This is a genomic window from Micromonospora sp. CNZ286 (assembly GCF_014207755.1).
Genome location: NZ_JACHIZ010000001.1, coordinates 225,909 through 248,357, shown reverse-complemented (window position 1 = coordinate 248,357; position 22,449 = coordinate 225,909). Strand labels below are relative to the sequence as shown.

General features: G+C 69.8%; 23 protein-coding genes and 1 tRNA gene. 7 read left to right on the top strand and 17 right to left on the bottom strand.

Annotated elements, in window-relative coordinates:
- Window positions 1-16: 16 nt before the first annotated feature.
- From FHX31_RS01200 to FHX31_RS01180, 5 genes are all read right to left on the bottom strand, one after another.
- Window positions 17-793 (bottom strand): glycosyltransferase family 2 protein, encoded by a 777-nt coding sequence (locus FHX31_RS01200; RefSeq protein ID WP_402882219.1) that lies wholly within the window; start codon window positions 791-793, stop codon window positions 17-19.
- Window positions 781-1,602, bottom strand: coding sequence for a GntR family transcriptional regulator (locus FHX31_RS01195; RefSeq protein WP_184974666.1), 822 nt, complete (start codon window positions 1,600-1,602; stop codon window positions 781-783). Before FHX31_RS01195 ends, FHX31_RS01200 begins: the two co-directional genes overlap by 13 nt.
- 149 nt (window positions 1,603-1,751) lie before the next feature.
- On the bottom strand, window positions 1,752-2,075 hold the full coding sequence (locus FHX31_RS01190) for a precorrin-4 C11-methyltransferase (RefSeq protein ID WP_402882216.1): 324 nt from the start codon (window positions 2,073-2,075) through the stop codon (window positions 1,752-1,754).
- Between the two features lie 10 nt (window positions 2,076-2,085).
- A complete protein-coding gene (locus tag FHX31_RS32505) occupies window positions 2,086-2,418 on the bottom strand; it encodes a hypothetical protein (RefSeq protein WP_402882214.1) in 333 nt (110 codons plus the stop codon).
- 5 nt (window positions 2,419-2,423) lie between these two features.
- Window positions 2,424-2,582, bottom strand: a complete 159-nt coding sequence (locus tag FHX31_RS01180) for a hypothetical protein (protein WP_184974663.1) — start codon at window positions 2,580-2,582, stop codon at window positions 2,424-2,426.
- Window positions 2,583-2,969: 387 nt separating this feature from the next.
- Here FHX31_RS01180 and FHX31_RS01175 point away from each other — a divergent pair, with 387 nt between their 5' ends.
- Window positions 2,970-3,392, top strand: a complete 423-nt coding sequence (locus FHX31_RS01175) for a GntR family transcriptional regulator (protein WP_184974660.1) — start codon at window positions 2,970-2,972, stop codon at window positions 3,390-3,392.
- A 532-nt stretch (window positions 3,393-3,924) separates the two neighbouring features.
- The gene (locus FHX31_RS01170; protein ID WP_184974658.1) at window positions 3,925-4,374 is read left to right on the top strand and encodes a hypothetical protein; all 450 of its coding nucleotides are present in this window, start codon (window positions 3,925-3,927) and stop codon (window positions 4,372-4,374) included.
- 921 nt (window positions 4,375-5,295) lie between these two features.
- On the opposite strand, the gene FHX31_RS01165 is transcribed toward FHX31_RS01170, so the two are convergent.
- From FHX31_RS01165 to FHX31_RS01155, 3 genes are all read right to left on the bottom strand, one after another.
- Window positions 5,296-6,309 (bottom strand): restriction endonuclease, encoded by a 1,014-nt coding sequence (locus FHX31_RS01165; protein WP_184974656.1) that lies wholly within the window; start codon window positions 6,307-6,309, stop codon window positions 5,296-5,298.
- A gap of 313 nt (window positions 6,310-6,622) precedes the next feature.
- Window positions 6,623-7,594, bottom strand: a complete 972-nt coding sequence (locus FHX31_RS01160) for a DUF2188 domain-containing protein (RefSeq protein WP_184974654.1) — start codon at window positions 7,592-7,594, stop codon at window positions 6,623-6,625.
- Window positions 7,595-9,007: 1,413 nt separating this feature from the next.
- Window positions 9,008-9,091: transfer RNA gene (locus tag FHX31_RS01155), tRNA-Tyr, on the bottom strand.
- 147 nt (window positions 9,092-9,238) lie between these two features.
- On the opposite strand from FHX31_RS01155, the gene FHX31_RS01150 reads away from it, so the two are divergent.
- From FHX31_RS01150 to FHX31_RS01135, 4 genes are all read left to right on the top strand, one after another.
- Window positions 9,239-9,733 (top strand): YajQ family cyclic di-GMP-binding protein, encoded by a 495-nt coding sequence (locus FHX31_RS01150; RefSeq protein ID WP_013288657.1) that lies wholly within the window; start codon window positions 9,239-9,241, stop codon window positions 9,731-9,733.
- A 178-nt stretch (window positions 9,734-9,911) separates the two neighbouring features.
- Entirely contained in the window at window positions 9,912-11,411 is a 1,500-nt protein-coding gene (locus tag FHX31_RS01145; protein WP_184974651.1) for an MFS transporter, read from the top strand.
- A gap of 65 nt (window positions 11,412-11,476) precedes the next feature.
- On the top strand, window positions 11,477-11,983 hold the full coding sequence (locus FHX31_RS01140) for a SigE family RNA polymerase sigma factor (protein ID WP_184974647.1): 507 nt from the start codon (window positions 11,477-11,479) through the stop codon (window positions 11,981-11,983).
- On the top strand, window positions 11,964-12,479 hold the full coding sequence (locus FHX31_RS01135) for a hypothetical protein (RefSeq protein WP_184974644.1): 516 nt from the start codon (window positions 11,964-11,966) through the stop codon (window positions 12,477-12,479). The genes FHX31_RS01140 and FHX31_RS01135 overlap by 20 nt, the downstream gene beginning before the upstream one ends.
- Before the next feature lie 4 nt (window positions 12,480-12,483).
- On the opposite strand, the gene FHX31_RS01130 is transcribed toward FHX31_RS01135, so the two are convergent.
- The 8 genes from FHX31_RS01130 to FHX31_RS01095 all read right to left on the bottom strand — a co-directional run bounded on the left by FHX31_RS01130 (window position 12,484) and on the right by FHX31_RS01095 (window position 21,308).
- Complete coding sequence (locus tag FHX31_RS01130) at window positions 12,484-13,743, bottom strand: MFS transporter (protein WP_047894107.1); 1,260 nt, start codon at window positions 13,741-13,743, stop codon at window positions 12,484-12,486.
- Window positions 13,744-13,880: 137 nt separating this feature from the next.
- A complete protein-coding gene (htpX, locus tag FHX31_RS01125; protein WP_030269305.1) occupies window positions 13,881-14,759 on the bottom strand; it encodes a zinc metalloprotease HtpX in 879 nt (292 codons plus the stop codon).
- Between the two features lie 149 nt (window positions 14,760-14,908).
- The gene (locus FHX31_RS01120) at window positions 14,909-16,375 is read right to left on the bottom strand and encodes an NADH-quinone oxidoreductase subunit N (RefSeq protein WP_184974641.1); all 1,467 of its coding nucleotides are present in this window, start codon (window positions 16,373-16,375) and stop codon (window positions 14,909-14,911) included.
- Window positions 16,372-17,877: a complex I subunit 4 family protein gene (locus FHX31_RS01115; RefSeq protein ID WP_013288664.1), complete on the bottom strand. Its 1,506-nt coding sequence runs from the start codon at window positions 17,875-17,877 to the stop codon at window positions 16,372-16,374. The genes FHX31_RS01120 and FHX31_RS01115 overlap by 4 nt, the downstream gene beginning before the upstream one ends.
- A complete protein-coding gene (locus FHX31_RS01110; RefSeq protein WP_184974638.1) occupies window positions 17,874-19,799 on the bottom strand; it encodes an NADH-quinone oxidoreductase subunit L in 1,926 nt (641 codons plus the stop codon). The genes FHX31_RS01115 and FHX31_RS01110 overlap by 4 nt, the downstream gene beginning before the upstream one ends.
- Window positions 19,796-20,176: an NADH-quinone oxidoreductase subunit NuoK gene (gene nuoK, locus FHX31_RS01105; RefSeq protein ID WP_013288666.1), complete on the bottom strand. Its 381-nt coding sequence runs from the start codon at window positions 20,174-20,176 to the stop codon at window positions 19,796-19,798. Before nuoK ends, FHX31_RS01110 begins: the two co-directional genes overlap by 4 nt.
- Entirely contained in the window at window positions 20,173-20,721 is a 549-nt protein-coding gene (locus tag FHX31_RS01100) for an NADH-quinone oxidoreductase subunit J family protein (RefSeq protein ID WP_013473728.1), read from the bottom strand. The genes nuoK and FHX31_RS01100 overlap by 4 nt, the downstream gene beginning before the upstream one ends.
- A complete protein-coding gene (locus tag FHX31_RS01095; protein ID WP_013473729.1) occupies window positions 20,718-21,308 on the bottom strand; it encodes a NuoI/complex I 23 kDa subunit family protein in 591 nt (196 codons plus the stop codon). Before FHX31_RS01095 ends, FHX31_RS01100 begins: the two co-directional genes overlap by 4 nt.
- A 103-nt stretch (window positions 21,309-21,411) precedes the next feature.
- Here FHX31_RS01095 and FHX31_RS01090 point away from each other — a divergent pair, with 103 nt between their 5' ends.
- Window positions 21,412-21,987: a Uma2 family endonuclease gene (locus FHX31_RS01090; protein ID WP_013288669.1), complete on the top strand. Its 576-nt coding sequence runs from the start codon at window positions 21,412-21,414 to the stop codon at window positions 21,985-21,987.
- Here FHX31_RS01090 and FHX31_RS01085 read toward each other — a convergent pair.
- Entirely contained in the window at window positions 21,968-22,387 is a 420-nt protein-coding gene (locus FHX31_RS01085; RefSeq protein WP_184974635.1) for an ester cyclase, read from the bottom strand. The two genes, FHX31_RS01090 and FHX31_RS01085, sit on opposite strands and share 20 nt — an antisense overlap.
- Window positions 22,388-22,449: the final 62 nt, after the last annotated feature.

Genomic DNA, 22,449 nt, shown 5'->3' with positions numbered 1-22,449 from the left:
ATGCCGGGGCACGAGGCTACGCCAGAGGAGTGAGCGGGAGACCGTTCGGCAACATCGAGGCCAGAGCGTTGGCTCTGGCCTCGATGATCCTCATTCGAGCCTGATACTCGGCCGGTTCCCGGTGCGCGGCCTGGCTGGTGACCTGGCCAGGCCACTTGCGGTAGAGCAGCCCGTACTCGCGGGTGAAGTAGCCGGCGCTGACGGCGTTGGCGGCGAGCAGCAGGCCCGTGTCCTCGGAGGCGGGAAGCGCCATCCAGCCGCCCAGGGCGAAGACGAGATTCCGTCGCAGGCACAGGGTCGCCGGGTGCACTGATGCGCGGTAGTCGTTGGCTTGCCAGAACGACAGGACCGCACCGCGGTCGACGATGCCGCCGGCTGGGTCCTTGTCCCATCCGGCGGTCGATCCGTCGGGCAGCAGGTCGAGTACCCGCGAGGTGGTCCAGCCGATGTGCGGGTGCGCGTCGAACGCGGCGATGTCTCGGGCGAGCGCACCGGGGGTCAACTGGTCGTCAGCGTCCAGAACCTTGATGAGTTGCCCGGCAACTCGGGAAAGAGCGAGGGTACGGGCAACACCAGGCCCACCGGGGCGGCCGGTGCCGTGACTGATCCGGGGGTCGTCGGGCAGCGCGTCGACTAGGGCGCCGGTCTGCCCGTCCTCTTGGACGAGCCATTGCCAGTCCCACCCGGTGGGCATTTCCTGCTTCGCCAAGGACTCGTATGCGCCAGCAAGGTGCTCGATGCTGGGCGCGTGGACCGGAGTGATGACCGAGACGAGCTGCGTCAAGTCTTCCACCGCTGGAGTTTGTGGGAGTAGACAAGCTCGGTCCGGTCGCCCGGCATCACCACGTCGGCAACCTCGACGACCCGGCCGGTGGTGTCGATCGAGGTCTTCCGGACGGTGAGTACGGAGACGCCCGGGTCGATGTCCAGCAGTTCGGCCTCGTCCGGGGACGGCGGACGCGCTCGGATCTCGTCGTCGATCCGGTCCAGCTCGATGCCGAGCGTGTAGAGCTGGTGTTGCGTGCCGCCGGGCCACGGTTCCTTGCTGTCGTCGAGCAGGTCCGGGTTCGCGGCAACCAGCTCGTACGGCAGGTAGGAGTACGACACGGTCAGCGGCGCGCTCTCGTGGCGGGAGGAGGTCCAGTAGACGCGGCGCAGCAGCGACGTACCCGGCTCGACCTGCAAGGCCGCCGCCATCTCCACGTCCGCCTCCACCCGGGAGTACTCGGCGTGGAACTTCAGGTCGTCGACGCTCAGACCGGTGTCGTGCTCGGTGGCGCCGGTCTTCAACCGCTCGGCCTCGTCGAGTAGGACCCGGTCCTTCTCCCACTGGTACCGCTCGCTGTTGCGACGGCGTACCCGCTGCCGAGGCGCACGGACGTAGGTCCCGCGCCCCTGCTCGGCCCGGACCAGGCCCCATTCCCGGAGCTGCCGGATGGCGTTGCGGACGCTGGTACGGGAGAGGCCCGACGACTCGGCCAGCTCGGTCTCGCTCGGCATCAGGGTGCCCGGGGCCATCTCTCCGGCCATGATCTTTACCCGCAACTCCTCCGCGAGTTGCAGGTAACGAGGGCGCCAGTCCCGGCCATGCACACCGGTCACCGTACCCCCTAGACGTTCCAACGTCTGCCAGGTGGTCCCGCCCGCCGGTCGCTGGGGAACCGGAGGAACCCGTACCGCTGCTCGCGGTAGCTGCCCACGACGAGGGCCAGCAGTACGGGGAACGGCGATGCTCCGACGGCTGCCGGAGTTCATCGCGTCTCCCCCGTCCGATGGCCCTGAGTGACCGGTGCCCGCATCACGTCACGGGCGCGCGTCAGCTCGTCGATCAGCCGGTCGAGTTGCGCCGCCGAGAGAAGCACGGTTTGCGTTGCGCCGTGTCGGGTTGCGTCGAGCTTGACGGCTAGGTCGCGGCGCGCGAACCGGTCGATGAGGAGCTGAAGGCTGACCCAGCCTGTTCGTTCCCGGCCGATGGTTGCGATGAAGCCGCGGTGCATCGGGTCGTTCGGTCCGCAACCTCGGCACCATCCCGGGCAGGCGAACGACGTGACCGACGGCGTGACGCTGTCGGTCATGGGTCGGCGGTCACTCATCGCCAGCTCCGCGGTCGCCGCCCGCCTGCTGCAACAGACCGCGCAGATGCTCGACCAGTTCGGCCACTTGGGGCAGCGACAACTCTGCCCAGCCGTGCCCCGTCCGGCACGTCGAGTGCACTGCAACCAACGGCGCCAGGGCGTCAACACCGATGAGGTAAGTAACGACGACTCCGCTCGATCGGACGTCACCAACCCGGAACATCGGCCCTCGATGACGCCGGGCCATGTGAGCCATCACAGGCGGCACCAAATGGCCGCAGCGATCCGGCGCGCACCAGCCCGGGTGCCCCGCAATCTCGATCGACTTGTTCGTCCGCCTCATCGAGTTCACCGCCCGCCGTTGCCCCGGTAGGACTGCGCCAGCGTCATCAACGGCGCGTAGCGCAACGTAGGCAACTCCCGAGTCGGCACCGCATCCCACCAGTACGTCGGCGCGGCATTGGTCGGCGTGCGCCGCATCGGCGAGACGTTGCCGTCAGTGGCCACAGCCGGCGGACGCCTCCAGGACCACCAGGACGAGAACCAACCGCGCCGACGATGAGAGCCGGACATCGCACCTCCACAGGTAGGCGGGGACCGGTGGCCAGCCACGGGGGAATGCAGCCGGCCACCGGCCCGGATGAAGGCACGGCGCACCGTCCGACACAGACGGGTCGGGTATCGCCGAACCAACTTGTCCGCGCGGCTACCGCAACCGGTCCGACAGGACGCCGCGCCTCAGGTGCGACCAGGGCCGGCGCGGACCACCCCTGATACGAGCCGTCACCCTGGCCGCACACCGGGAAACGTACCTACAAGTAGACGTGTTGTCCATACGTCGAACGAGTCACTTGGTTGGCACTTGGTAAGACAAGTGCCAGGTACGGTGAGCAGGTGCCCACCCCGCACTACGGACAGCCCCGCTACCGCGCCATCGCCGAAGACCTGAGACGGCGCATCGCAAGCGGAGTCATCCCGTCAGGAAGCCTCTTGCCTGCGGAGAGCGCGCTCTCCGCCGAGTTCCGGGCAAGTCGCGGAACAATCCGCCAGGCCATCGCCGTCCTGCGGGATGAGCGCTTGGTCGCGACCGAACACGGCCGCGGAACATACGCCAGCCCATGTCGCCCCGAGGACGGACCAGGCGAACGCTCCGACGTTGAGACACGAGAGCGCCAGGTAGCGGCCGATCCGGAGCTCGCAGCGCTCTTCGCTGTAGAGGTAGGCGCAGCCCTGGTCGAACAACAGAATGTCACTCTGACCAATGGAGCCGTCGGAGCCGTCGTCAGGATCTATCGACTACCTGGAGCTAAGCAGTAGGCCTTTGCGCACCTTCGATATCTCTTCAAGGCAGCCCGACATACGGGCCACACGCGCCGAGGCCAGGGCGCGCGGCCCGGCCCTCTGCATCGCGCCGGCGCCGGACCACACCAAACGCCCGGCGGCTGGCGCGGACGGCCGCCGACCCGATCGGGCCGCAGCAGAACGACAAACCACGACCGGTGAGGGGTGGGCCGGCAGCCCGGCCGGGCCGCGCGGTCACGAGCCCTCGTGGAGCAGGGGAGCGTATGACCGCCGCTTCGGCGTCCTGGCCGTGGTCGCGGGGTAGCAGCTACTGCGCCTATGGCCCGGCGCTCGGGCTCCGGGATGGCTGCAAACCCGACGAGGTCTTGCGGTCAGTCGGTGAGTACCCGAGCCATCTCGCCCGCCCTCGACCGGGCAAGCCGAGCCGACCACCGCCCGGGCCCGCTTCCCGGAGGGCTGGGCGACGGCAGACAGAATGATGGGCGGTGCCTGCTGGCGGCGAGGCATCGGGGCCTGCATCCTGGTTGAGAAGAACAGGAGGACGTCGATGCTGGCTGGTTCCGCAGACGATCGGGTAACAGCTATCTGGGCTGAGATCCGAACGAAGTTGGCGCGGTGGTTCTTTTTCGGCGTCACTATCGCCGTGATGCCGATCTTCGCGAACGCCCTGAGTGCATTGTCTCGCTCTACAGATACTTCCTACGAAAACCTGGTCGGCAGGGGTGAGCTCTTACTTGTTTCCGCAGGAATTGCCGCTGCTGGGGTCGGAGAGTTGTTCGCCAGGCAGGAAACGAAGCTGAAGACTCCTCGCCTAATGCTGGTGGGCGCCGGCCTCTTGCTGGTCTGCCTTAGCTCTTATTGGTTCGCGGATATCGCGTCCGCAATCCAGCTTAAGCAGAGCCTGGACAATAATGCGATTGCCGCAGGATCTACGGTTCTCTTCGGTTGCACGCTCGGCACTTCCGGATGCTCGATTATTGTGTCCGAAATCAAGTGAGGGGCGGAGAAGTGGCAACTGTCATCTCGGTGATAGGCATCCTCACTTTCCTAATTGCACTCGGATCGACACTCCTTGGAGTGATGAGGTGGCTCAAAGCTGAACGTGGTAATGGTGAGGCTAAAGACTCGGATGCCCCCGATGGGCCCATCCAGGTTCGCAGAGCCCGGGGACCAAGAGTCCTGGCACTCACTGCTGTGCTCCTGTTTTCCTTCGCCGTAGTCACTTCCGCGATTTGGATGAGAACAGATCGGGGCCGCCTCGCCGACCCGCCAACCGCTTCCCCGATGCCGCCTAGCCTGTCAGCGGCCCCCACCTCCAATCCGAGCCTGCCCACCGACGCTTGGTCTCCTATCGCAGAACAAGGGTCAGGCGGGTTCGGCAGCTGGTTACTCATCCTCCTCGGAGGAGTTTCTGTCGCGGTCGGTGTCGGGACTATTGTGCTGCTATATTCCCGCCGAAGAAATGAACCAGGAAAAGAGGCGAATGCGACCAGGGAAACGGATGGTGGGCGAGGAGTGCATGTCGCAAGCTCGTCAGCTGACCGCGCGGGAGGTCACAAGTCGACGCAATCTGACGGCAATCAGAACTCCAGCCTGGAGCGCGCCAAAGAGCTTCTCCAAGCAGGTCGGACGGATGAGGCAATCCACGAGTTAGAAATCTTGAGAGAGACTAGAAGGAGAGTTCTGGGACTGGATGACCCCGGCGCGCTAATCGCCCTTCACGAGCTCATCTACTCATATAGGCAAGCCGGACGGCTCGAAGAGGCAATCGCGCTCTTGCAGGAAATGGTCAGCTACAAAAACCCTTTCCTAGATAGCCCAGAGCCGCTGAAGGAGCGGGCAACTTGGAATGCGCATGACCCGGATGGAAGCGTATGAGGACTTTGTGTAGGCCGAGGGCAAGAGGCTTGCTATGGGCTTAGAACCGCCGAACTAGCGCATCCACTCGTTCTTCTACTAAGTCCGCAACGTGCACCTCCCCCTCTAACAGTCTTTCAACGTCGCGGCGGTCGAGGAGGATGACGACGCGTTCTCGTGCATGTCGTTCAGCCTCAATAGGCGCTTCTGAGGTGAATCCACTCATGGAGATGTAAATGCCGGCGACCAGCGCCGGGCGATCGCGGGTCAGCTTTCCGATCAGCAATGTGACGGGAGGAGCGCCCACCGGCTCCTGTTGCCATCTACACTCTAGGATTGCCCTGAAGGGCCGGTGAACAAATACGTCCACTTGCTCCCCGGGCCGATGTTTCCCGCGCTCCACGGCGCATCCGTGAGCGGCGAGAATGTGAAGCACTAGGACCTCAAATTGAATTCCTCGAGCCTGGGGAGAAGAAACCTGATCGAGTCGGGCCAGTTCAGCACGCAACTCGCGCAATGACGATCGATTAATTCTTCGACCTGCCATTTCGGCAAAGGCATCCTCGAATTGTCGAGCAGACTCGTCGTTGTCGGCCAGGTGCCAACCTGCCACCGCCCCTATGCCCGGTATTCTCATATCTGCGTACGGGTTGCGCGGAGGGCCACCTAGGCCATGAGGACCTTGCGTCATGTCGAAGTCATCGATGAGGCGATAAGCGTCGCCAACAGATGCCACCGCGCGCACTGTCTCTTCATGATTGGGGGCGCGGAGAATTTCGAGGTTTGCCAAAAATTCATCCTCCCAGCGCGCGTCGACTAACACTTCATCTATTTTCGCCGGCATAGCGAAGGTCCATGAACGGGTAAGCGAGAACACAACCAGGATGCGCGTGGAGCGCATTAGGGGAAAACTGGAGGGATCATCACGGAATTGCTCCGCGTAGTAAGCATTAACTCTATCCCGGTAGTCTACAAGAACTTGGAACCAGTACTCGTCGGCATTTTCCTCCCAAAGGATTGCCCATTCTCGGGTGGGGACCCAAGGCTTGTCGTCGTCAAAACGGAGGCTTGTCATGTGGCCACGCCTTCCGGGTGCGTGGGGCAATCGCCGTGGGTGACTTTTCTCGGCCGTCGTCCCGCTCGTTCTCGTTGAGCCGGGCTAGAAGGGATGTCTTGGCCTCCAACTGCTGGTGCTGGAACTAGTGAACCCAGGCGAATGATTCCTTCCAGAACTTGCAACCGGGGGTCGCGGGGATTAGACCTGCCGCCCAGCTACCATCACCAACTGGGACCGCCCCTACCGCCGCTGGCCCGACCCGTACCCCGCGGAGCGGTCGGCAGAGGTCAAGAGCGACCTGGCAGCGCAGGCGTCAAAGAAGTTGTCAGCCCTAGGCCTGGCGGGAGTCACGACTACGGTAGTGGCTGCCCTTCTCCCCGGTGGTGCCATCCTTCTTCTTGATCACATGCTCAACATCGCGCTGGGCTGCCATTCGCCGGCCAGCGGCTTCCGCTTCCGCCTTTGTCTTATGCACCGTGCTCGCGCGCCAGTTCCCCTCAGTTCGGTTCTTCCACTGCCCATCCTCGTAGTACGTCTCGATGTCTCCCCTCGCCACGTGTCGTGGTCGACCTGCCTTGGAGGCCCGTTCTTCGGATGAACGGGCCGGGGGCATATGGGATGGTGAACCGCCGCGGCCGCGGGGAGATCCGGTACCCGGTTCTACTGCAACCCCAGCTCTTTCGAGAGCGGTGCTGATAGCCGCTTCCAGCAGGGGATCGTCCTCAGGAGAGCGCCAAGTAATGGGAATTACATGGCTCGCTGTCAAGTTTCTAGCAGTAAGGTCAGAAAAATGCGCGTTTGAGACGAGGAACTTTAGTGCAGCAGAAAGTTTTTCCATCTGGCGCGCAGCCTCATTAGCACGCTTTTCAGTGAACTCGTCTCGGTTCGAATACTTTACCTCTACCAGGAGTCGACCACGGTTGGTGTTTGCGAATAAGTCCAACCCCTCGTCCGACCTGTGCTCAAGCTTGGTGACATCCGCCCACTTCATCCTACGCAAAATGCGGCTAAGGGCCTGAGTAAATTCGCGCTCATACTTGGCATGAGGGATCCATGTTCCAGGCGGGTCGTGATCGTCAACGTCTTCTGCCGGGTAAACCTCGGAGGCTGGCACTGTGACCGTTTGGAGTTCACCTTCTCCGGGCCCTTGAGGGTCGAGACGCACGACCATCCGAGCGCCGGAGCCGCTGGCGTATCGTTCGACGAGGCTGCCAGGGAGCAGGTCAAGGCCCCAACGGACGAGGACCCTCGCCCCATCTGGCGGATCGAAGCCGGCGTCATTGCTCTTGGTTCGCCCTGACATGGCAGACCTCCTCGCTACCATGGTGCCCCCTGCCCGGTCAGTGCGGCTAGAGAATCTCCGACGACCCTGTCCATAGACCTGGCGAGGCTGTTGAGTTGGCTGCGCCAGGTCCGGATCGTCCCAAGCTGCATCGGATAACCTTCCGCGGCCAACGTCCTCAGCTTCTGATCTTCCGCATGCGCGATGGCGTTGCGGGCTCTGTTCAGCGCGTCAAGGGACTGCTTCCATGTCGCGGATCGTGGGTCTTGCCGAGCGAGGGCTGACCATATTTCGAAGCCAAAGCGTAGAAAGTCGTTCTTGAGTGAATTGGCATGGGCGTTACCTCGATCAAGATCCCGCTTGAGCGTTAGGTTGATGCGCATGGTGCTCGCGAGGGGCGACCCTGGTGGAGCGATCGACTGAACCAAGTGATCAACCCCTAGATCGTGTAGATCTCGTGCGTACCCCTGAAACTCTCCGGCGAGCCGCAAGACCATCGACCAGTTGAGCTGCGCAGTTCCGATCCGCCGACCAGGCCTATTTCCGCCGACGGCGGCGTGCGCGTCCATGAGTTCCTGGACACGTGCTGCCCTATCGGATTGCCACGTAATGAGCGCGGATGACGGCACGGACGCAGGGTAACGGTTGCTCGACGCTTCAGCACAGAAGGGCGGTCGAATGCTGCCAGAGCTACGCGACCAGCATTAAGCGGGTACGGCCCAATGCCGTCGACAGCAACGGGGCGACAGCAACCTGCCTGGACGACGGCAGCCGCTGTCCACCGGACGCGGACAGCCTTCCGAGGTCGCGGATGCTTACGACCGCTATGGACGATGTGCCCGGAACTCGTAGGCGAGATGTCTCCGCTCCCGTCTCGCCTAGGTCGTAGGCGTGCCTGACAAGGAGCCGGTCGGCTTCATTGCCGATTTCCTCTGTTTTGGATCAAGGCGCCGCGCTCCGCGCGACGCGGGCGGTAACCCGGCCGGCGGCAAGCCGCCCCGGCCGCCTACGGCGCCGGGGCGGAAAGCCACCGACTACCGCCGGACCGCCGCCCCAAGTCTGCTGATCCGACCAGCGGCACGATCACGGCCAGGCGGTACGGAAGCCGAACCCGTCGACCTCGTCGACGGTCAGGGCTTCCGACTGCCGCGCCAGTCCAACCCCGGGACTGGCTTGCCACCGGTCCCTCTCCCGCAGCCGGCGACACCTCACCGCGGAACCCCTCAGCCGGTCGCTACACGCGGGACGGCCCAGCCGGTCCACAACCACCAAACCGAGCGTTCACAGCCGCAGGAAAGCCCTCACGGGCAAGATCGACCTGCCCACCATCTGCCCACAACGAGTCGTAGACGGCTGGACTCAGCCGGACCCGGCCGGACAAACGACAACGGCCCCCGATCAGCATTCCTGCTGGTCAGGGGCCGCATCTGCACCTGGTGGCGGGTAGAGGATTCGAACCTCTGAAGCTTTCGCGACGGATTTACAGTCCGCTCCCATTGGCCGCTCGGGCAACCCGCCAGGGCACACCGCCGCGTCGCAACGCGGCAGCGGAAGCAAGGATAGCGGTTGCCCCCGGCACTGCCGCAACCGGGTACCGTCAGGAGGTCCCACGCTGGTCAGCGCGGGACGGACCAGGACAGACCGCCGGACAGCAGGAGCATGAGCATGGCAGCGAACCCGTCGTTCGACATCGTGAGCAAGGTCGACCGGCAGGAGGTCGACAACGCCGTCCGCCAGTCGGAGAAGGAGCTCTCGACGCGGTTCGACTTCCGCGGCACCGGCGCGGAGATCTCCTGGTCGGGCGAGGAGGCGATCAGCCTCCAGGCGGAGACCGAGGAGCGGGTCCGGGCCGCGCTGGACGTCTTCAAGGAGAAGCTGGTCAAGCGGAACATCTCGCTGAAGTCGCTCGACGCCGGCGAGCCCCGTCAGTCGGGCAAGATTTTCAAGATCGACGCCAAGGTGGTGCAGGGCATCGACTCGGACAAGGCCAAGGCGATCAGCAAGAAGATCCGCGACGAGGGCCCGAAGGGCGTGCAGGCGCAGATCCAGGGCGACCAGCTCCGCGTCACCGGCAAGAAGAAGGACGACCTCCAGACCGTCATCGCCCTGCTCAAGGGCGAGGACTTCGGTCTGGCGCTCCAGTTCACCAACTACCGGTAGGCACGACGATCGAGTCGCGTGGCAGGTGACCGGCATGGTCACCTGCCACGGTGCGGGATCAGGCATCCGCAGTGGCCGGAACGCGCGGCCTGCATCTCGGCCGCGAACAGCTGCGGTTCCTTCTGCCGTCAGGCGACTTCCTTGGGGTACGGGCCGGTCGTGAGGTCGGCTGGGAGCCATGACCCCCGCGATGCTCCTCCCCTATCGCCCGGTGCTCGGTCAACCGGTACTGCGTCGGCTGCTGCCCGGTCTCGCGACATCCGCTCTCGGTGACGGGCTCGCCCTGGTCGCGGTGACGTGGCTGGCTCTGCAACTCGCCCCCGCCGGGCAACGCGGCACGTGGACCGCATTCGCGGTGGCCGCGTACACGCTGCCGGGCGCCGCCGGCACGCCGTTGCTCGGGCGGTGGCTGGGTGCACGGAGCGGGGCTCAGCTCGCCGGCTGGGACGCGACGGTGCGAGCCGCCGCGTTGGGGGCGATCCCCGTCGCCCACCTCGCCGGGGTGCTGGACGTCGGTCTCTACGTTGCCCTGCTGGCGGTGTCCTCGCTGCTGCACCCGTGGGGGTCGGCCGGTCGGTTCACGCTCGTGGCCGAGCTGCTGCCGCAGCGGCACCACCTGGCCGCGAACGCGCTGCTCGGGGTCTTCGGCCAGGCTGCGACGATCGTCGGCCCGCCGCTGGCCGGCCTGCTCATCGCCTGGGTCGGCGCGGTGTGGGTGATCGCCGTCGACGCCGCCAGCTTCGCCGTGCTGGCCGTCAGCTACCGCCTGGTCGTCCGCGATCGCGAAGCCGCGGCCGTCAGTGAGCGAGACACCGCCGCCGTCCGTGACCGAGAAGCCGCAGCCGTCCGTGACGGAGACACCGCGACCGTCCACGACCGGGACACCAACGGTCGGTACCGGAACGCCCCGGCCGGGGCGGGGCCGTCGCGTACGTCGGGATTCCGGATCATCGGACGGGACCGGTCGCTGCTCGGACTGCTGGCGCTGACCTTCGCGTTCTTCTTCCTCTTCGGGCCGTTCTACGTCGCCATGCCGGTGCACGTCACCGACGACCTGCACGCCTCCGCCGGGACGCTCGCGGCCTACTACACCGCGTTCGGCGTCGGCTCCCTGCTCGGCGGGCTGCTCACGGGTCACCTGCGCGGACGGCCGCTGCGGACCACGCTCGCCGGCATCGTGGTGCTGTTCGGCGCCGCGCTGATGCCGCTCGGCCTGGGCGCGCCGGTCGTCCTGTCGCTGCCCGCGTTCGCGCTCGCCGGCCTGGTCTGGGCGCCCTACCAGCCGACCGCGACGGCGTTGTTCCAGCGCCGCGCCGGCACCGTGGACCTCCCCCGCGTGCTGGCGGCCAACGGGGCGGTCACCGTGCTGGCGGTGCCGCTGGGCACGATGCTCGGCGGTCCGGCGACCGCCGCGTTCGGGGCACGTCCCACGCTCCTGGCGTGCGCGGTGGCGATCCTCGCGCTGGGTCTGGTCGCCGCGGTGTCCGCCGCGCGCCCCGGAGCGCAGAACACGGAGCGGACCGGGCCGGCGGGCCCGCACGACCGGCCCGGCCCACAGACGACAGGCCCGCACGACCGGCCCGGCCCGCAGACGACAGGCCCGCACGACCAGCCCGAGCCGCACGACCGGTCCGCCCGGGTGAAGGCGCCGGATCGGGTACGACCCGGAGCGTCCTGATCCGGGTGCAACCGCCGGAGCCGCATCGGGGTGTCGAGTGGTGAGAGCGGACACGGGAGGTGGGCATGGACGGCCCCGAGGACTTCGACGCCTTCTACACGGCGACCGCGCGGCGGGTCGTGCACCACGTCTACGCCCTCTGCGGCGACCTGGCCGAGGCGCAGGACGTGACGCAGGAGGCGTACGCGCGGGCCTGGCAGCGCTGGTCGGCAGTCGGGGCGTACGAGGATCCGGAGGGCTGGGTCCGGACGGTGGCCTGGCGCCTGACGGCCAACCGGTGGCGCGGTCTGAGGCGCTGGTTCGCCGCGCGGGCCCGGCTGGGCCGGGAGACTCCGACGCCCGGGCCCAACCCGGACCGGGTGGCGTTGCTGGCGGCGTTAAGGCGACTGCCCGACGCGCAACGGCTGGTCGTCGTCCTGCACCATCTCCACGACCTGCCGGTGGCGGAGATCGCCCGGACCACAGGCATGCGGGAGGGGACTGTCAAGTCGTACCTGTCCCGGGGCCGTGCCGCGCTCGCCGTTCTACTGACCGACGACAAGGAGGAAGTCGATGTCGGCACGCATTGGTGAGGCTCTGCGGGAGTTGGAGCAGGACATGACCGGGCTGCGGCTCAGCCCGGCGGCCGAGGTGCGCGCACGGGGGCGGGCCAGGAGCCGGCGCCGGGCCGCGGTTCTGGCGGGGGTGGCCGCTGTGACGGTCACCGGCGGTGCCGCGACCATGGCGACGCTGTCCGGACCGGCGACGCCGATGCCGGCCGGCGGCGGCGCGGCCACCCCGTCCGCCGCGGCGTCGGCCGCGTGTCAGGCCGACCCTCCGGTACGGCTGGACGTCGTCTTCCGGCCGGGCGCCGGCGCGCCGCAGATCGGGGAGGTCGACTACCGGATCGGGCAGGCGCGCGGGGACACCGGGCTGCGCTGCGGTGGCAGGACGGTCGCGGCCCGGCCGGACGGCGACGGCCGGGTCGTCCTGTCGGTGCTGCTCGCGCAGGGTGAGGACCCGGCGCCGATCCGGGCCGCGGTGGAGAAGCTGCCCGGGGTGGAGCGGGTGGTGACCGCCGGCGGGTGAGCGGTCAGGCGGCGAGCGTCTGCTCGGCGCGTACCGCTGTGGCCTCGGCCCGGGCGATCGGGCCGCCGGGCAGCGCGGCGACCGCGGCTCCGACGGCGACCGCCACCCCGGCGAAGACGAACGCCCACGAGACGCCGCCGGCGTGGTCGATGATCAGGCCCGCGATCGAGCCGCCGGCGGCGCTCGCCGCCACCGACATGGTCACCACCCAGGTGTACGCCTCGTTCAGCATGCCGGCCGGGGTGATCCGCCCGACGAGCGTGTTCTCCAGGGTGAGCGCGGGGGCGATGGCCGCGCCGCCGAGCACCAGCGCGACGCCGAGCGCGGCCGGGCCGGGCATCGCCGCGAAGACGGCGAAGCTGGCCGCGACGGTGCCGAGCAGCCAGGCGAACTGGCGGGTCATGTTGGCGGCGGGCTTGCGTACGCCGAACCAGAAACCGCCGATGGCGCTGCCGATGCCCCAGACGGCGAGCAGCACGCCGGCAAGGCTCTCCGGGTCGTCGGCGCCGGAGTTCCCGGCGAAGGCCGGGACGATGACGCCGGAGGCGCCGAACGCGATGCCGAGGCTCGCCACGCAGAGCAGCAGCGCGGGGAAGCCGCCGAGCCGCAGCGGGCCGAGGCCCCTTGCGTGGTGCTCGCGGGGGTGCGGGCGCCAGCCGCGCATGACCCGTCCGAGCGCGACGGTGCCGGTGCCGATCAGGGTTACCACCGCGGCGCCGACGAGCGCGGCGGAGGCGTCGGCGAGCAGCACGAAGCCGGCTACCAGCAGCGGCCCGATCACGAACACGACCTCGAAGAGGGTGGTCTCGGCGGCGAGCGCGGTGTTGCGCAGGTGCGCCCGGCCGGTGGCGGGGGCGGTGAGGTCGTTCCAGGCGCCCCGGATCGCGGCTGTGAGCGGCGGGTACGTGGCTCCGGCGACGCCCGAGGCCAGGTAGATCAGCCCGAGGTTGCCGCTGTCGGAGCGGGTGGCGACGAGCAGCCCGATCAGGGCGAGCGGGTGGGTGACCGCGGTGAGCAGCAGGACGGGGGTGGGTCCGACCCGGTCGGCGATCCGGCCGGCGACCGGGCTGAGCGCGGCGCCGGAGAGCGCGTAGATGCCGCCGGCGACTGCGGCCAGGGAGTACCGGCCGGTGACCTGCTCGACGACGAGCAGCAGCGCCAGCGGGGTCATGCCGATCCCGAGCCGGCCGATGATGCCGAGGATCAGCAGCATCGGCGCGCCGGGGATCCGCCAGACGCCCTGGTACTGGCGCAGTGCGGCCACAGTCGACCTCCAGGAGGGTAATGAGCGGGAGACGTTTCGACCCTAACGGCGTGACCTGACCGGGGGAAACGCATTGTGCCCGGACACACCACCGCGCCCGCGTCGTGGGACGCGGGCGCGGTGGGGAGTACGGCGGGTCAGCGCTGGAACTGCACCGGCCCGGAGTTGCGGGCCATCTGCTCCAGGCGGGCCACCCGCTGCTCCATCGGCGGGTGGGTGGCGAACATCGCGGCGATGCCGCCGCCCCGCTTGAACGGGTTGTCGATCATCAGGTGGGCGGTGCTGGCGAGCTGGCCCTGGGGCGCCAGCGGGCGCGCCTGCGTACCCATATGGATCTTTCGGAGGGCGCTGGCCAGGGCCAGCGGGTCGCGGCTCAGCTCGGCGCCGGACTGGTCGGCCTGGAACTCCCGGCTCCGGCTGATCGCGAGCTGGATCACCGTGGCGGCGATCGGGCCGAGGATCAGCGTGAGCAGCAGCACGGCCGGGTTCGGGGCGTCCTCGTCGTCCGAGGAGCCCAGCGGGATGAACCAGGCCAGGTTGGCCAGCATGGTGATGATGCCGGCCAGGCCGGCAGCCACGCTGGAGATCAGGATGTCCCGGTTGTAGACGTGGGACAGCTCGTGGCCGATCACGCCACGCAGCTCCCGGTAGTCCAGGATCTCCACGATGCCCTGGGTGACGCAGACCGCCGCGTTCTCCGGGTTACGACCGGTGGCGAACGCGTTGGGCTGCGACGTCGGGCTCACGTAGAGCCGCGGCATCGGCTTGCCGGCCTGCGTGGAGAGCTCCCGCACCATCTGGTACAGCTCGGGGAACTGTGCCTCGCTGACCGGTTGCGCCTTCATCGAGCGCAGTGCGAGCTTGTCGGAGTAGAAGTAGGTGACGCCGTTCATCAGCAACGAGACGACGACGGCGATGACGAGACCGCCGCTACCGCCGAACCAGTAGCCGATCGCGAGGATCAGCGAGGTCAACAGGCCGAGCAGCGCTGCGGTCTTGAGACGGTTGTGATGCACGATCTCTCCTTCGGTGCACGGGCCCTTGCGGGAGGCCCGCTGACCGGTTCAACACACCGGTACCCGTCAACCATCCGGCTCATGGCTGAAAGTTGCCTGGATGTTGCTGTGCGCAGGCTGAAGCGGTCGCCCATCCGGGCAGGAACCGGTCAGCGCGCCGCCACGTCCAGCACGAGCTGCGGTGCGAAACCGATCACCACCGCGGCGACGGTGGCCGCGCCGAGCGCCAGCACCACGGTCCGGGCGGGCCGGACCGTCGCCACGCCGGCCGGCGTCGCGTAGAGGGAGGCGGTGACCCGCAGGTAGTAGGCCAGGCCGATCACCGCGTTCAACGCCACCACGAGCGCCAGCCCGCCCGCGTTCCCGGCCAGCAGCGCGCGTACCACCGTCACCTTGGCGAACAGCCCGGCCAGGCCCGGCGGCAGCCCGGCCAGCCCGATCAGCGCCAGCGCGAACGCGCCGCCCACCCAGGGGTGCCGCCGCGCCGCGCCGCGCAGGTCGGCGAGCGTGCCGCCGTCGCCGTCCGCCGGGCGCAACGCCACCACAGCGGCGAACGCGGCCAGCTCCAGCAGCACGAAGAAGATCGCGTACGCGACGGCTGCGGCGTACGCGGCCGCCCGCGCGTCGCCGGTGCGGCCCGCGGTCAGCGCCAGCGCGCCCAGCGGGGCGAGGATGTACCCCGCCTGGGCCACCGACGACCAGGCGAGCAACCGCACGGTACGCCGCTGGCGCAGCGCCACCAGGTTGCCGACGGTCATGGTCAGCACCGCCAGCGCCGCCAGCACCGGGCCGGTCAGGTCACCCGGCAGGGCCCGCTGCACCACAGCCAGCAGCGCCACCACGCCACCGAGCTTCGAGGCGGTCGACAGGTACGCGGCCACCGGCAGCGGCGCGCCGTCGTAGGTGGCAGGGGCCCAGGCGTGGAACGGCACCGCGGCGACCTTGAACGCCAGCCCGGCCACCACGAGCGCCACAGCGACTGTGGTCAGCGGCAGATCGGTCAGGTCGTCGCGGGCGGCCAGTGTGGCGCCCAGCCGGTCCAGGTGCAGCGTGCCGGTGACCGCGTAGAGCAGCGCCGCGCCGAGCAGCGTCACTGTGGTGGCGACCACGCTCACCACGAAGAACGTCACAGCCGCCTCGGCACCGGCGAGGCTGCCCCGGCGCAGGCCGACCAGCACGTACAGCGGGAGCGTCAGCGTCTCCAGCGCCACGATCAGCGTGATCAGGTCACCGGCGGCGCCGAGCACCACGCCGCCTGTCATCGCGCAGGCGAGCAGGAAGCAGTACTCGCCGACCGGGGTGCGCCCGGCACGCAGCAGCGGACCGGACAGCGCCAGCACGCCGAGCGTGAGCAGGGCGATCACCGCCCCGACCAGCGCGGCCCGGCCGTTCCACACCCAGGAGCAGTCGTCGCCGACGCAGAACGTGCGCCGGGTGCCGGCCGCGCCGACGAGCGCCGCGCCGACAGCCGTGCCGGCCGCGCCGAGCGCCGCCACGGCGACGGTGACCGCGGGACGCGCCACCAGCAGATCCACCAGCAGCACCAGCACGGCCGTGCCGGCGGCCAGGTACGCGGGCAGCATCGCCACGTTGTCGACACTCTGCACCAGGCTCATGGGACGACCCCCAGCAGCGCCTCCACCGGACCGGAGGCGTACGACAGCACGAGCGCCGGGGCCAGGCCGACCGCGAGCGCGAGCAGCACCAGCGGCGCCCAGGCGGTCAGTTCCGCCCCGGCCAGCCCGGGTGCGAGCCCCGCCACCGCCGGGCTGGGCCGCCCGTGGGTGACCCGGCGCAGCAGCCGCAGGAAGTACGCGGCGGTGAGCGCCCCGCCCAGCGCGGCCAGCACGGCCAGGGTCAGCCAGAGCGGGCCGCCCCGCTGCACGGCGGCGACCACGGCGAACGCCTCACCCCAGAACCCGGCCAGGCCGGGCAGCCCCAGCGAGGCGACAGCCGCGAAGCCGAGCAGTCCGGCCAGCCGGGGCGCGGTCTCCCGCAGCCCGGACAGCTCGGCCAGCGAGCCGGTGTGCGCGCGGTCCTTGACCGCCCCGGCCAGGAAGAACAGCAGGCCGGTGATGACGCCGTGGGCGATGTTGCCGATCAGCGCGGCCTGGATCCCGGTGGCGGTGAGCGTGGCGACCCCGAGCAGCACGAAGCCCATGTGTCCCACGCTGGAGTACGCGATCAGCCGCTTCAGGTCGTCCTGCGCCAGGCAGACCAGGCCACCGACCAGGATCGCGGCGACGGCGAGCACGCCGAGCACCGGCGCGGCCCAGCGGGCGCCCTCCGGGGCCACCCCGACGGCGACCCGGATCAGCCCGTACGTGCCCATCTTGAGCAGCACCCCGGCGAGGATCACGCTGCCGACGGTGGGGGCCTGGGTGTGCGCGTCGGGCAGCCATGAGTGCAGCGGCCAGAGCGGGCTCTTCACCGCGAACGCCAGCGCCAGCAGCGTGAACGCGGCGAGCTGGGTTCCCCGGGACAGCCCTGCGCCGCCGGTGAGCGCGACCAGGTCTGCGGTGCCCGCGGCGGCCACCACCACGTAGACGCCGACGAGCAGCAGCACCGAGCCGAACAGCGTGTAGAGCGCGAACTTGCGGGCCGCGCGACGGCGGTCCGCGCCGCCCCAGCCGGCGATCACCGCGTACATCGGCAGCAGGACGACCTCGAAGAACAGGAAGAACAACACCAGGTCGAGCGCGAGGAACGTGCCGAGGATGCCGACCTCGACCACCAGCAGCAGCGCCACGAGCGCCCGCCCGCTGCCGCCGCCGGGCGGCACCCGCCACAGCGTGTACGCGCAGCACAGCAGCGTGAGCAGCGCGGTCAGCACCACGAGCGGCCAGGAGATGCCGTCCACACCGAGGTGGAAGCGCAGGTCGAGCCCGGGCACCCACTGCAGGTCGAGCTGGTGCCACGGCTGCACCGCCGGGCGTGGCCCGTACCCGAACCAGCCGTGGTCGCCGCCGACCAGCGGGAGCGTCGCCAGCAGCGTCAGCGCGGCCGCAGCGGTGCCGACCACCCGGCCGGCCCGGTCGCCGGGCACGACGGCTGTGGCCAGCGCGCCGAGCGCCGGGACCGCCACCACGGCGACCAGCAGGACCTGCCCGAACGTCATGAGGTCACTCCGATCAGCGCGACCGCGAGGCCGATCAGCAGCGCGCCCGCGAGCACCCCGGCTGCCGCGCGCGGCAGCGCCGCCCGGTGCAGCGCGGCCAGGCCGCCGCCCACCTCGACCGCCGCCCGGCCGCTGCCCTCGACCAGCCCGTCCACGCCCAGTTCGTCACCGGTACGCACGACCCGCGCGAGCGCGCCCGCCGGGCGTACGACGAGGGCGTGCTGGACGTCGTCGAGCCGGAACGCGCGGGCGAAGACCGGCCGCAGCGGGCCCAGGAAGCGGGCCGGGTCGGCGGCCGGGTCGCGGCGCCAGCCCGCCCAGGCGACGCCCGCGCCGGCGAGCAGCAGCAGGAACGGCAGGATCAGGTTCGGCGCCAGGTGCACCAGCTCGACCGCCTCGCCGGTGTCGTCGCCGGGCACGCGCAGCCGGTCGGCGAACCAGGGCGCGAACGCGGCCAGGCCGAGCAGCGCGGCCGGGGCCGTGAGCAGCAGCACCGGCCAGCGCAGCAGCTCGGGCGGGTCGTGCGGGCGCAGCAGCGGCGTGCGTGTCCGGCCGAGGAACGTGCGCAGCAGCAGGCGGGTCGCGTACCAGGCGGTCACCGCCACGCCGACCAGCCCGGCCAGCCAGACCAGCCAGCCCACCCAGGCGGCTGTCGGCCCGGCGCCGTCGAGCGCGGCCGCCTCGGCGGCGGCGAGCACGCCGTCCTTGCTCCAGAAACCCGAGAGCGGGGGTACGCCGGCGAGCGCGCCGAGGCCGACCACCATGCACCAGAACGTGACGGGCATGGCGGTACGCAGGCCGCCCATCCGGGACATCAGCGTGGTGCCGACGGCGTGGATCACCGCACCGGCGGCGAGGAACAGCAGCGCCTTGAACGCGGCGTGGGTGAGCAGGTGGAACAACGCGGCAGCCGGTGCGCCGACCGCCAGCGCGCCGGTCATGTAGCCGATCTGCGACACGGTCGACCAGGCGAGCACGCGCTTGATGTCGTCCTGCGCGGTGGCGGCGAACGCGCCGAGCAGCATGGTGATCGCGGCCATCACGCCCAGCACGGCGAGCGCGGCCGGTGCGCGCTCGAACAGCGGGAACAGGCGGGCCACCGCGTACACCCCGGCGGCGACCATGGTGGCGGCGTGGATCAGCGCGGACACCGGCGTGGGACCGGCCATCGCGTCCGGCAGCCAGGTGTGCAGCGGGAACTGGGCGCTCTTGCCCGCCACCCCGGCGAGCAGCAGCAGGCAGGCGGCGATGAGCGTGCCGGTGCCGTAGTCGTGTGCCAGCACGTCGGCGATCCGGAAGCTGCCCGCGCCCACGCCGAGCAGCGCGATGCCGAGCAGGAAGCCGACGTCACCCACGCGGGTGACCAGGAACGCCTTGACCGCCGCTCCGGGTGCCTCGGGCAGCCGCCGGTCGTGGGCGATGAGCAGGTACGAGCAGACGCCCATTACCTCCCAGCCGACCAGCAGCATGATCAGGTCGCCGGACACCACCACAGTGAGCATGGCGGCGGTGAAGAGGCTCAACTGCGCCGCGTACGGCGGGTAGCGGTGGTCGACGTCCACGTCGTCGTGCGGGCCCCGGCGCAGGTAGCCGATCGAGTAGACCTGCACTGCGAGCGCGACGGCGGCGACGGCGGTGGCGACGAGTACCGCCACGCCGTCGAGCCGCAGGCCCAGCGTGACCCGCAGCCCGCCCAGGTCGACCCAGGTGGTGGACGCCTCGACCGGGGCGTCCACGCGGACCAGCAGCGCCAGCGCGGCCAGCAGCGACACGGCCGCCCCGGCCACGCCCAGCGCGACAGCCGACCGCCGGGCCGCCGCCCGGTCCTGGCGCGGGGCGGGCGGCAGCAGCAGGCCGAGCAGGCCGGCGACCAGCGGCACCGCCGGCAGCACCGCGGCGAGCCACAGCGTCGGCGTGCTCACCGGACCGCTCCTTCCGTGCCCGGCGCTTCCGGCGTCGGCAGCCCGCCCGGGGCCACCGCGACCGCCGGCGCCGGCTCGTCGAGCGGCACGTCGTCGACTGTGACGCTGGCGCGCAGCCGGTAGAGCTGGAGCACGATGGCGAGCCCGACACCGATCTCGGCGGCGGCCAGCACGATCACGAACAGCGCGAACACCTGCCCGGAGTGCGGCAGCACGGCCTTGACTGTGGTGTCGGCGGTGACCAGCACCAGGTTCACCGCGTTCAGCATCAACTCCACCGCCATCAGCACCAGGACGGCGTTGCGGCGGCGCAGCACGCCGTACACGCCGAGGCCGAACAGCAGCGCGGCGGTGACGTACGGGATGACCGGCCTCACGGGCGCCTGCCCTCGTCGGCTGGTTGCGCCGCGCTGGTGTCGGTGGACCGGCGGCCGATGTCCGGGCGGGACAGCACGATCGCGCCGACCAGCGCGGCCAGCAGCAGCACCGACAGCACCTCGAACGGCAGCACCCAGGAACGGAACAGTTGCTCGCCGAGGCGCTCGGCGGTGCCGGCGACGGGCAGGTCCACCCGGGACCAACGGAAAGCGTCGATCAGCAGCACCGCCAGGCCGAGGCCGCTGCCCGCGCCGACGAGCGCTGCGGCCCAGCCCGGCCGGTCCAGGTCGTCCGACGGGCCGATCGGCGCGCGGGTCAGCATCACCGCGAACAGCAGCAGCACCACCACCGCGCCCACGTAGATGAGCACCTGCACCCAGGCCACCAGCTCGGCCGTCAGCACCAGGTAGTCACCCGCGAGCGCGCCCAGGCACACCACCAGCCACAGCCCGGCCCGGACCAGGTGGCGGGTGGCGACCACCAGCGCACCCGCGCCCACCGCCACCGCGCCCAGCGCGAGCAGCAGGACGTCCGCACCGGTCATGAGGCGGTGCCTCCGCCCGGATCGGTGGCGGCGTCGGGGCGTACCCGGGAAGGAGCCGGACGGGCCGACGGACCCGCCGCCTTCCGGGCGGCGGTGGTCTCCTCCTTGGAGGGGTCGCCGAGCGGGTCGTGAGCCGGCGGCGGCGGCACGGTGGCCATCCACTCGCCCAGATGGTCCTTGTCGTGCAGCAGGTTCTTGATGTCGTACTCGGCGTACTCGAACTCGGGCGACCAGTAGAGCGCGTCGAACGGGCAGACCTCGACGCAGATGCCGCAGTACATGCAGAGCGAGAAGTCGATGTCGAACTTGTCGAGCACGTTGCGCTGGCGGGGGCGGGCGGCGCCGGGCACCGCCACCTCCTCCTTGTGCGAGTCGATGTAGATGCACCAGTCCGGGCACTCGCGCGCGCAGAGCATGCAGACCGTGCAGTTCTCCTCCAGCAGCGCGATCACGCCACGGGAGCGGGGCGGCAGCTCAGGCTCGACATCCGGGTACTGCTGGGTGGTCGAGCGGCGGGTCATCGTCTTCAACGTGACCGCCAGGCCCTTCACCAGGCCCCCGCCGGGCACTCCACCGTGCTCGCTCATGCCGCCCATCCTGCCCTGTGGCCCGGGCGCGCGCGACCACCACCCGGCCTTTGCGGCGGTATCGTGAGCGCGGGGAGAACGACGCACCGGGAAGGACCTGTCGATGACCGCCGCGCTGGAGAGCGACCACCCCCCGGAGGGCGGGTGGACGACAGACGATCTGGACGCGCTGCCGGAGGACGGTCGCCGCCGCGAACTGCTCGATGGAGTGCTGCTCATGTCCCCCTCCCCCACCCGGATCCACCAGAGCATCGCGGCCCTGCTCATGGTCGCGCTCGACGAGGACTGCCCCGACGGGTACGACGTAACCCAGGGTGTGGAGGTGCGCATCAACCGCACCCGCTCCTTCATCCCGGACGTGCTGGTCACCACCGCGACCGCCGCCGCGCGCGAGCCGTCCCGGTACGAGCCGCACGAGGTGGTGCTCGCCGTGGAGATCGTCTCGCCCAGCACCCGGTCCATCGACCGCGTCCTCAAGCCGGCGCTCTACGCCCAGGCCGGGATTCCGTTCCACTGGCGGATCGAGATCGAGGACGAGGGCATCGTCGTCTACACCTACAAGATCGATCCGGTGCACGAGGTCTACACGGAGACCGGGCGGTGGACGAAGTTCGTCGACACCGGCGAGCCGTTCCCGGTGAACCTGCCGATCAGCCGGATCACGCCTCGCCGGGTGTGAGCGGAGGCAGCATCTCCACGCCGAGCTGCTGGAGCATCTGGAACAGCTCGTTGACGCTCCACACGTCCACGATCCGGCCGTCGTCGAAGCGCAGGAACGTCGCGCCCGAATAACTGACCACGCGGCCGGTCGGCGGCACCGGGCCGAACTGCCCGGCCTGGGTGCCGGCGGCCCGCCAGCGCACCGCCACCCGCGTACCGGTCGCCACCACGTCGACGATCTTGTAGCGCAGGTCGGGGAACGACGCCCGCCGGTCCCGGTGCCACGCCAGCATCGCCGCCGGGCCGCTGCCGCCCAGGCCCGGGCAGTCCGCCGCCACCAGCTCGTACGCGCTCTCCTCGCGCCCCGCGTTCCACACGTCGGCGACGAAACGCCGGGCTGCCGCCTCCACATCGGTCACGGCGGGCAGCCTATGCCCCTCTCCCGGGTACTCGCCCTGCCGGGAGCTGCCGGAGCGACCAT

Coding starts and splice junctions, on each gene's coding strand:
- FHX31_RS01190 (WP_402882216.1), bottom strand. CDS start 2,075: ATGACCGACAGCGTCACGCCGTCGGTCACGTCGTTCGCCTGCCCGGGA.
- FHX31_RS32505 (WP_402882214.1), bottom strand. CDS start 2,418: ATGAGGCGGACGAACAAGTCGATCGAGATTGCGGGGCACCCGGGCTGG.
- FHX31_RS01170 (WP_184974658.1), top strand. CDS start 3,925: ATGCTGGCTGGTTCCGCAGACGATCGGGTAACAGCTATCTGGGCTGAG.
- FHX31_RS01165 (WP_184974656.1), bottom strand. CDS start 6,309: ATGACAAGCCTCCGTTTTGACGACGACAAGCCTTGGGTCCCCACCCGA.
- FHX31_RS01160 (WP_184974654.1), bottom strand. CDS start 7,594: ATGTCAGGGCGAACCAAGAGCAATGACGCCGGCTTCGATCCGCCAGAT.
- FHX31_RS01150 (WP_013288657.1), top strand. CDS start 9,239: ATGGCAGCGAACCCGTCGTTCGACATCGTGAGCAAGGTCGACCGGCAG.
- FHX31_RS01145 (WP_184974651.1), top strand. CDS start 9,912: ATGACCCCCGCGATGCTCCTCCCCTATCGCCCGGTGCTCGGTCAACCG.
- FHX31_RS01140 (WP_184974647.1), top strand. CDS start 11,477: ATGGACGGCCCCGAGGACTTCGACGCCTTCTACACGGCGACCGCGCGG.
- FHX31_RS01135 (WP_184974644.1), top strand. CDS start 11,964: ATGTCGGCACGCATTGGTGAGGCTCTGCGGGAGTTGGAGCAGGACATG.
- FHX31_RS01120 (WP_184974641.1), bottom strand. CDS start 16,375: ATGAGCCTGGTGCAGAGTGTCGACAACGTGGCGATGCTGCCCGCGTAC.
- FHX31_RS01115 (WP_013288664.1), bottom strand. CDS start 17,877: ATGACGTTCGGGCAGGTCCTGCTGGTCGCCGTGGTGGCGGTCCCGGCG.
- FHX31_RS01100 (WP_013473728.1), bottom strand. CDS start 20,721: ATGACCGGTGCGGACGTCCTGCTGCTCGCGCTGGGCGCGGTGGCGGTG.
- FHX31_RS01095 (WP_013473729.1), bottom strand. CDS start 21,308: ATGAGCGAGCACGGTGGAGTGCCCGGCGGGGGCCTGGTGAAGGGCCTG.
- FHX31_RS01090 (WP_013288669.1), top strand. CDS start 21,412: ATGACCGCCGCGCTGGAGAGCGACCACCCCCCGGAGGGCGGGTGGACG.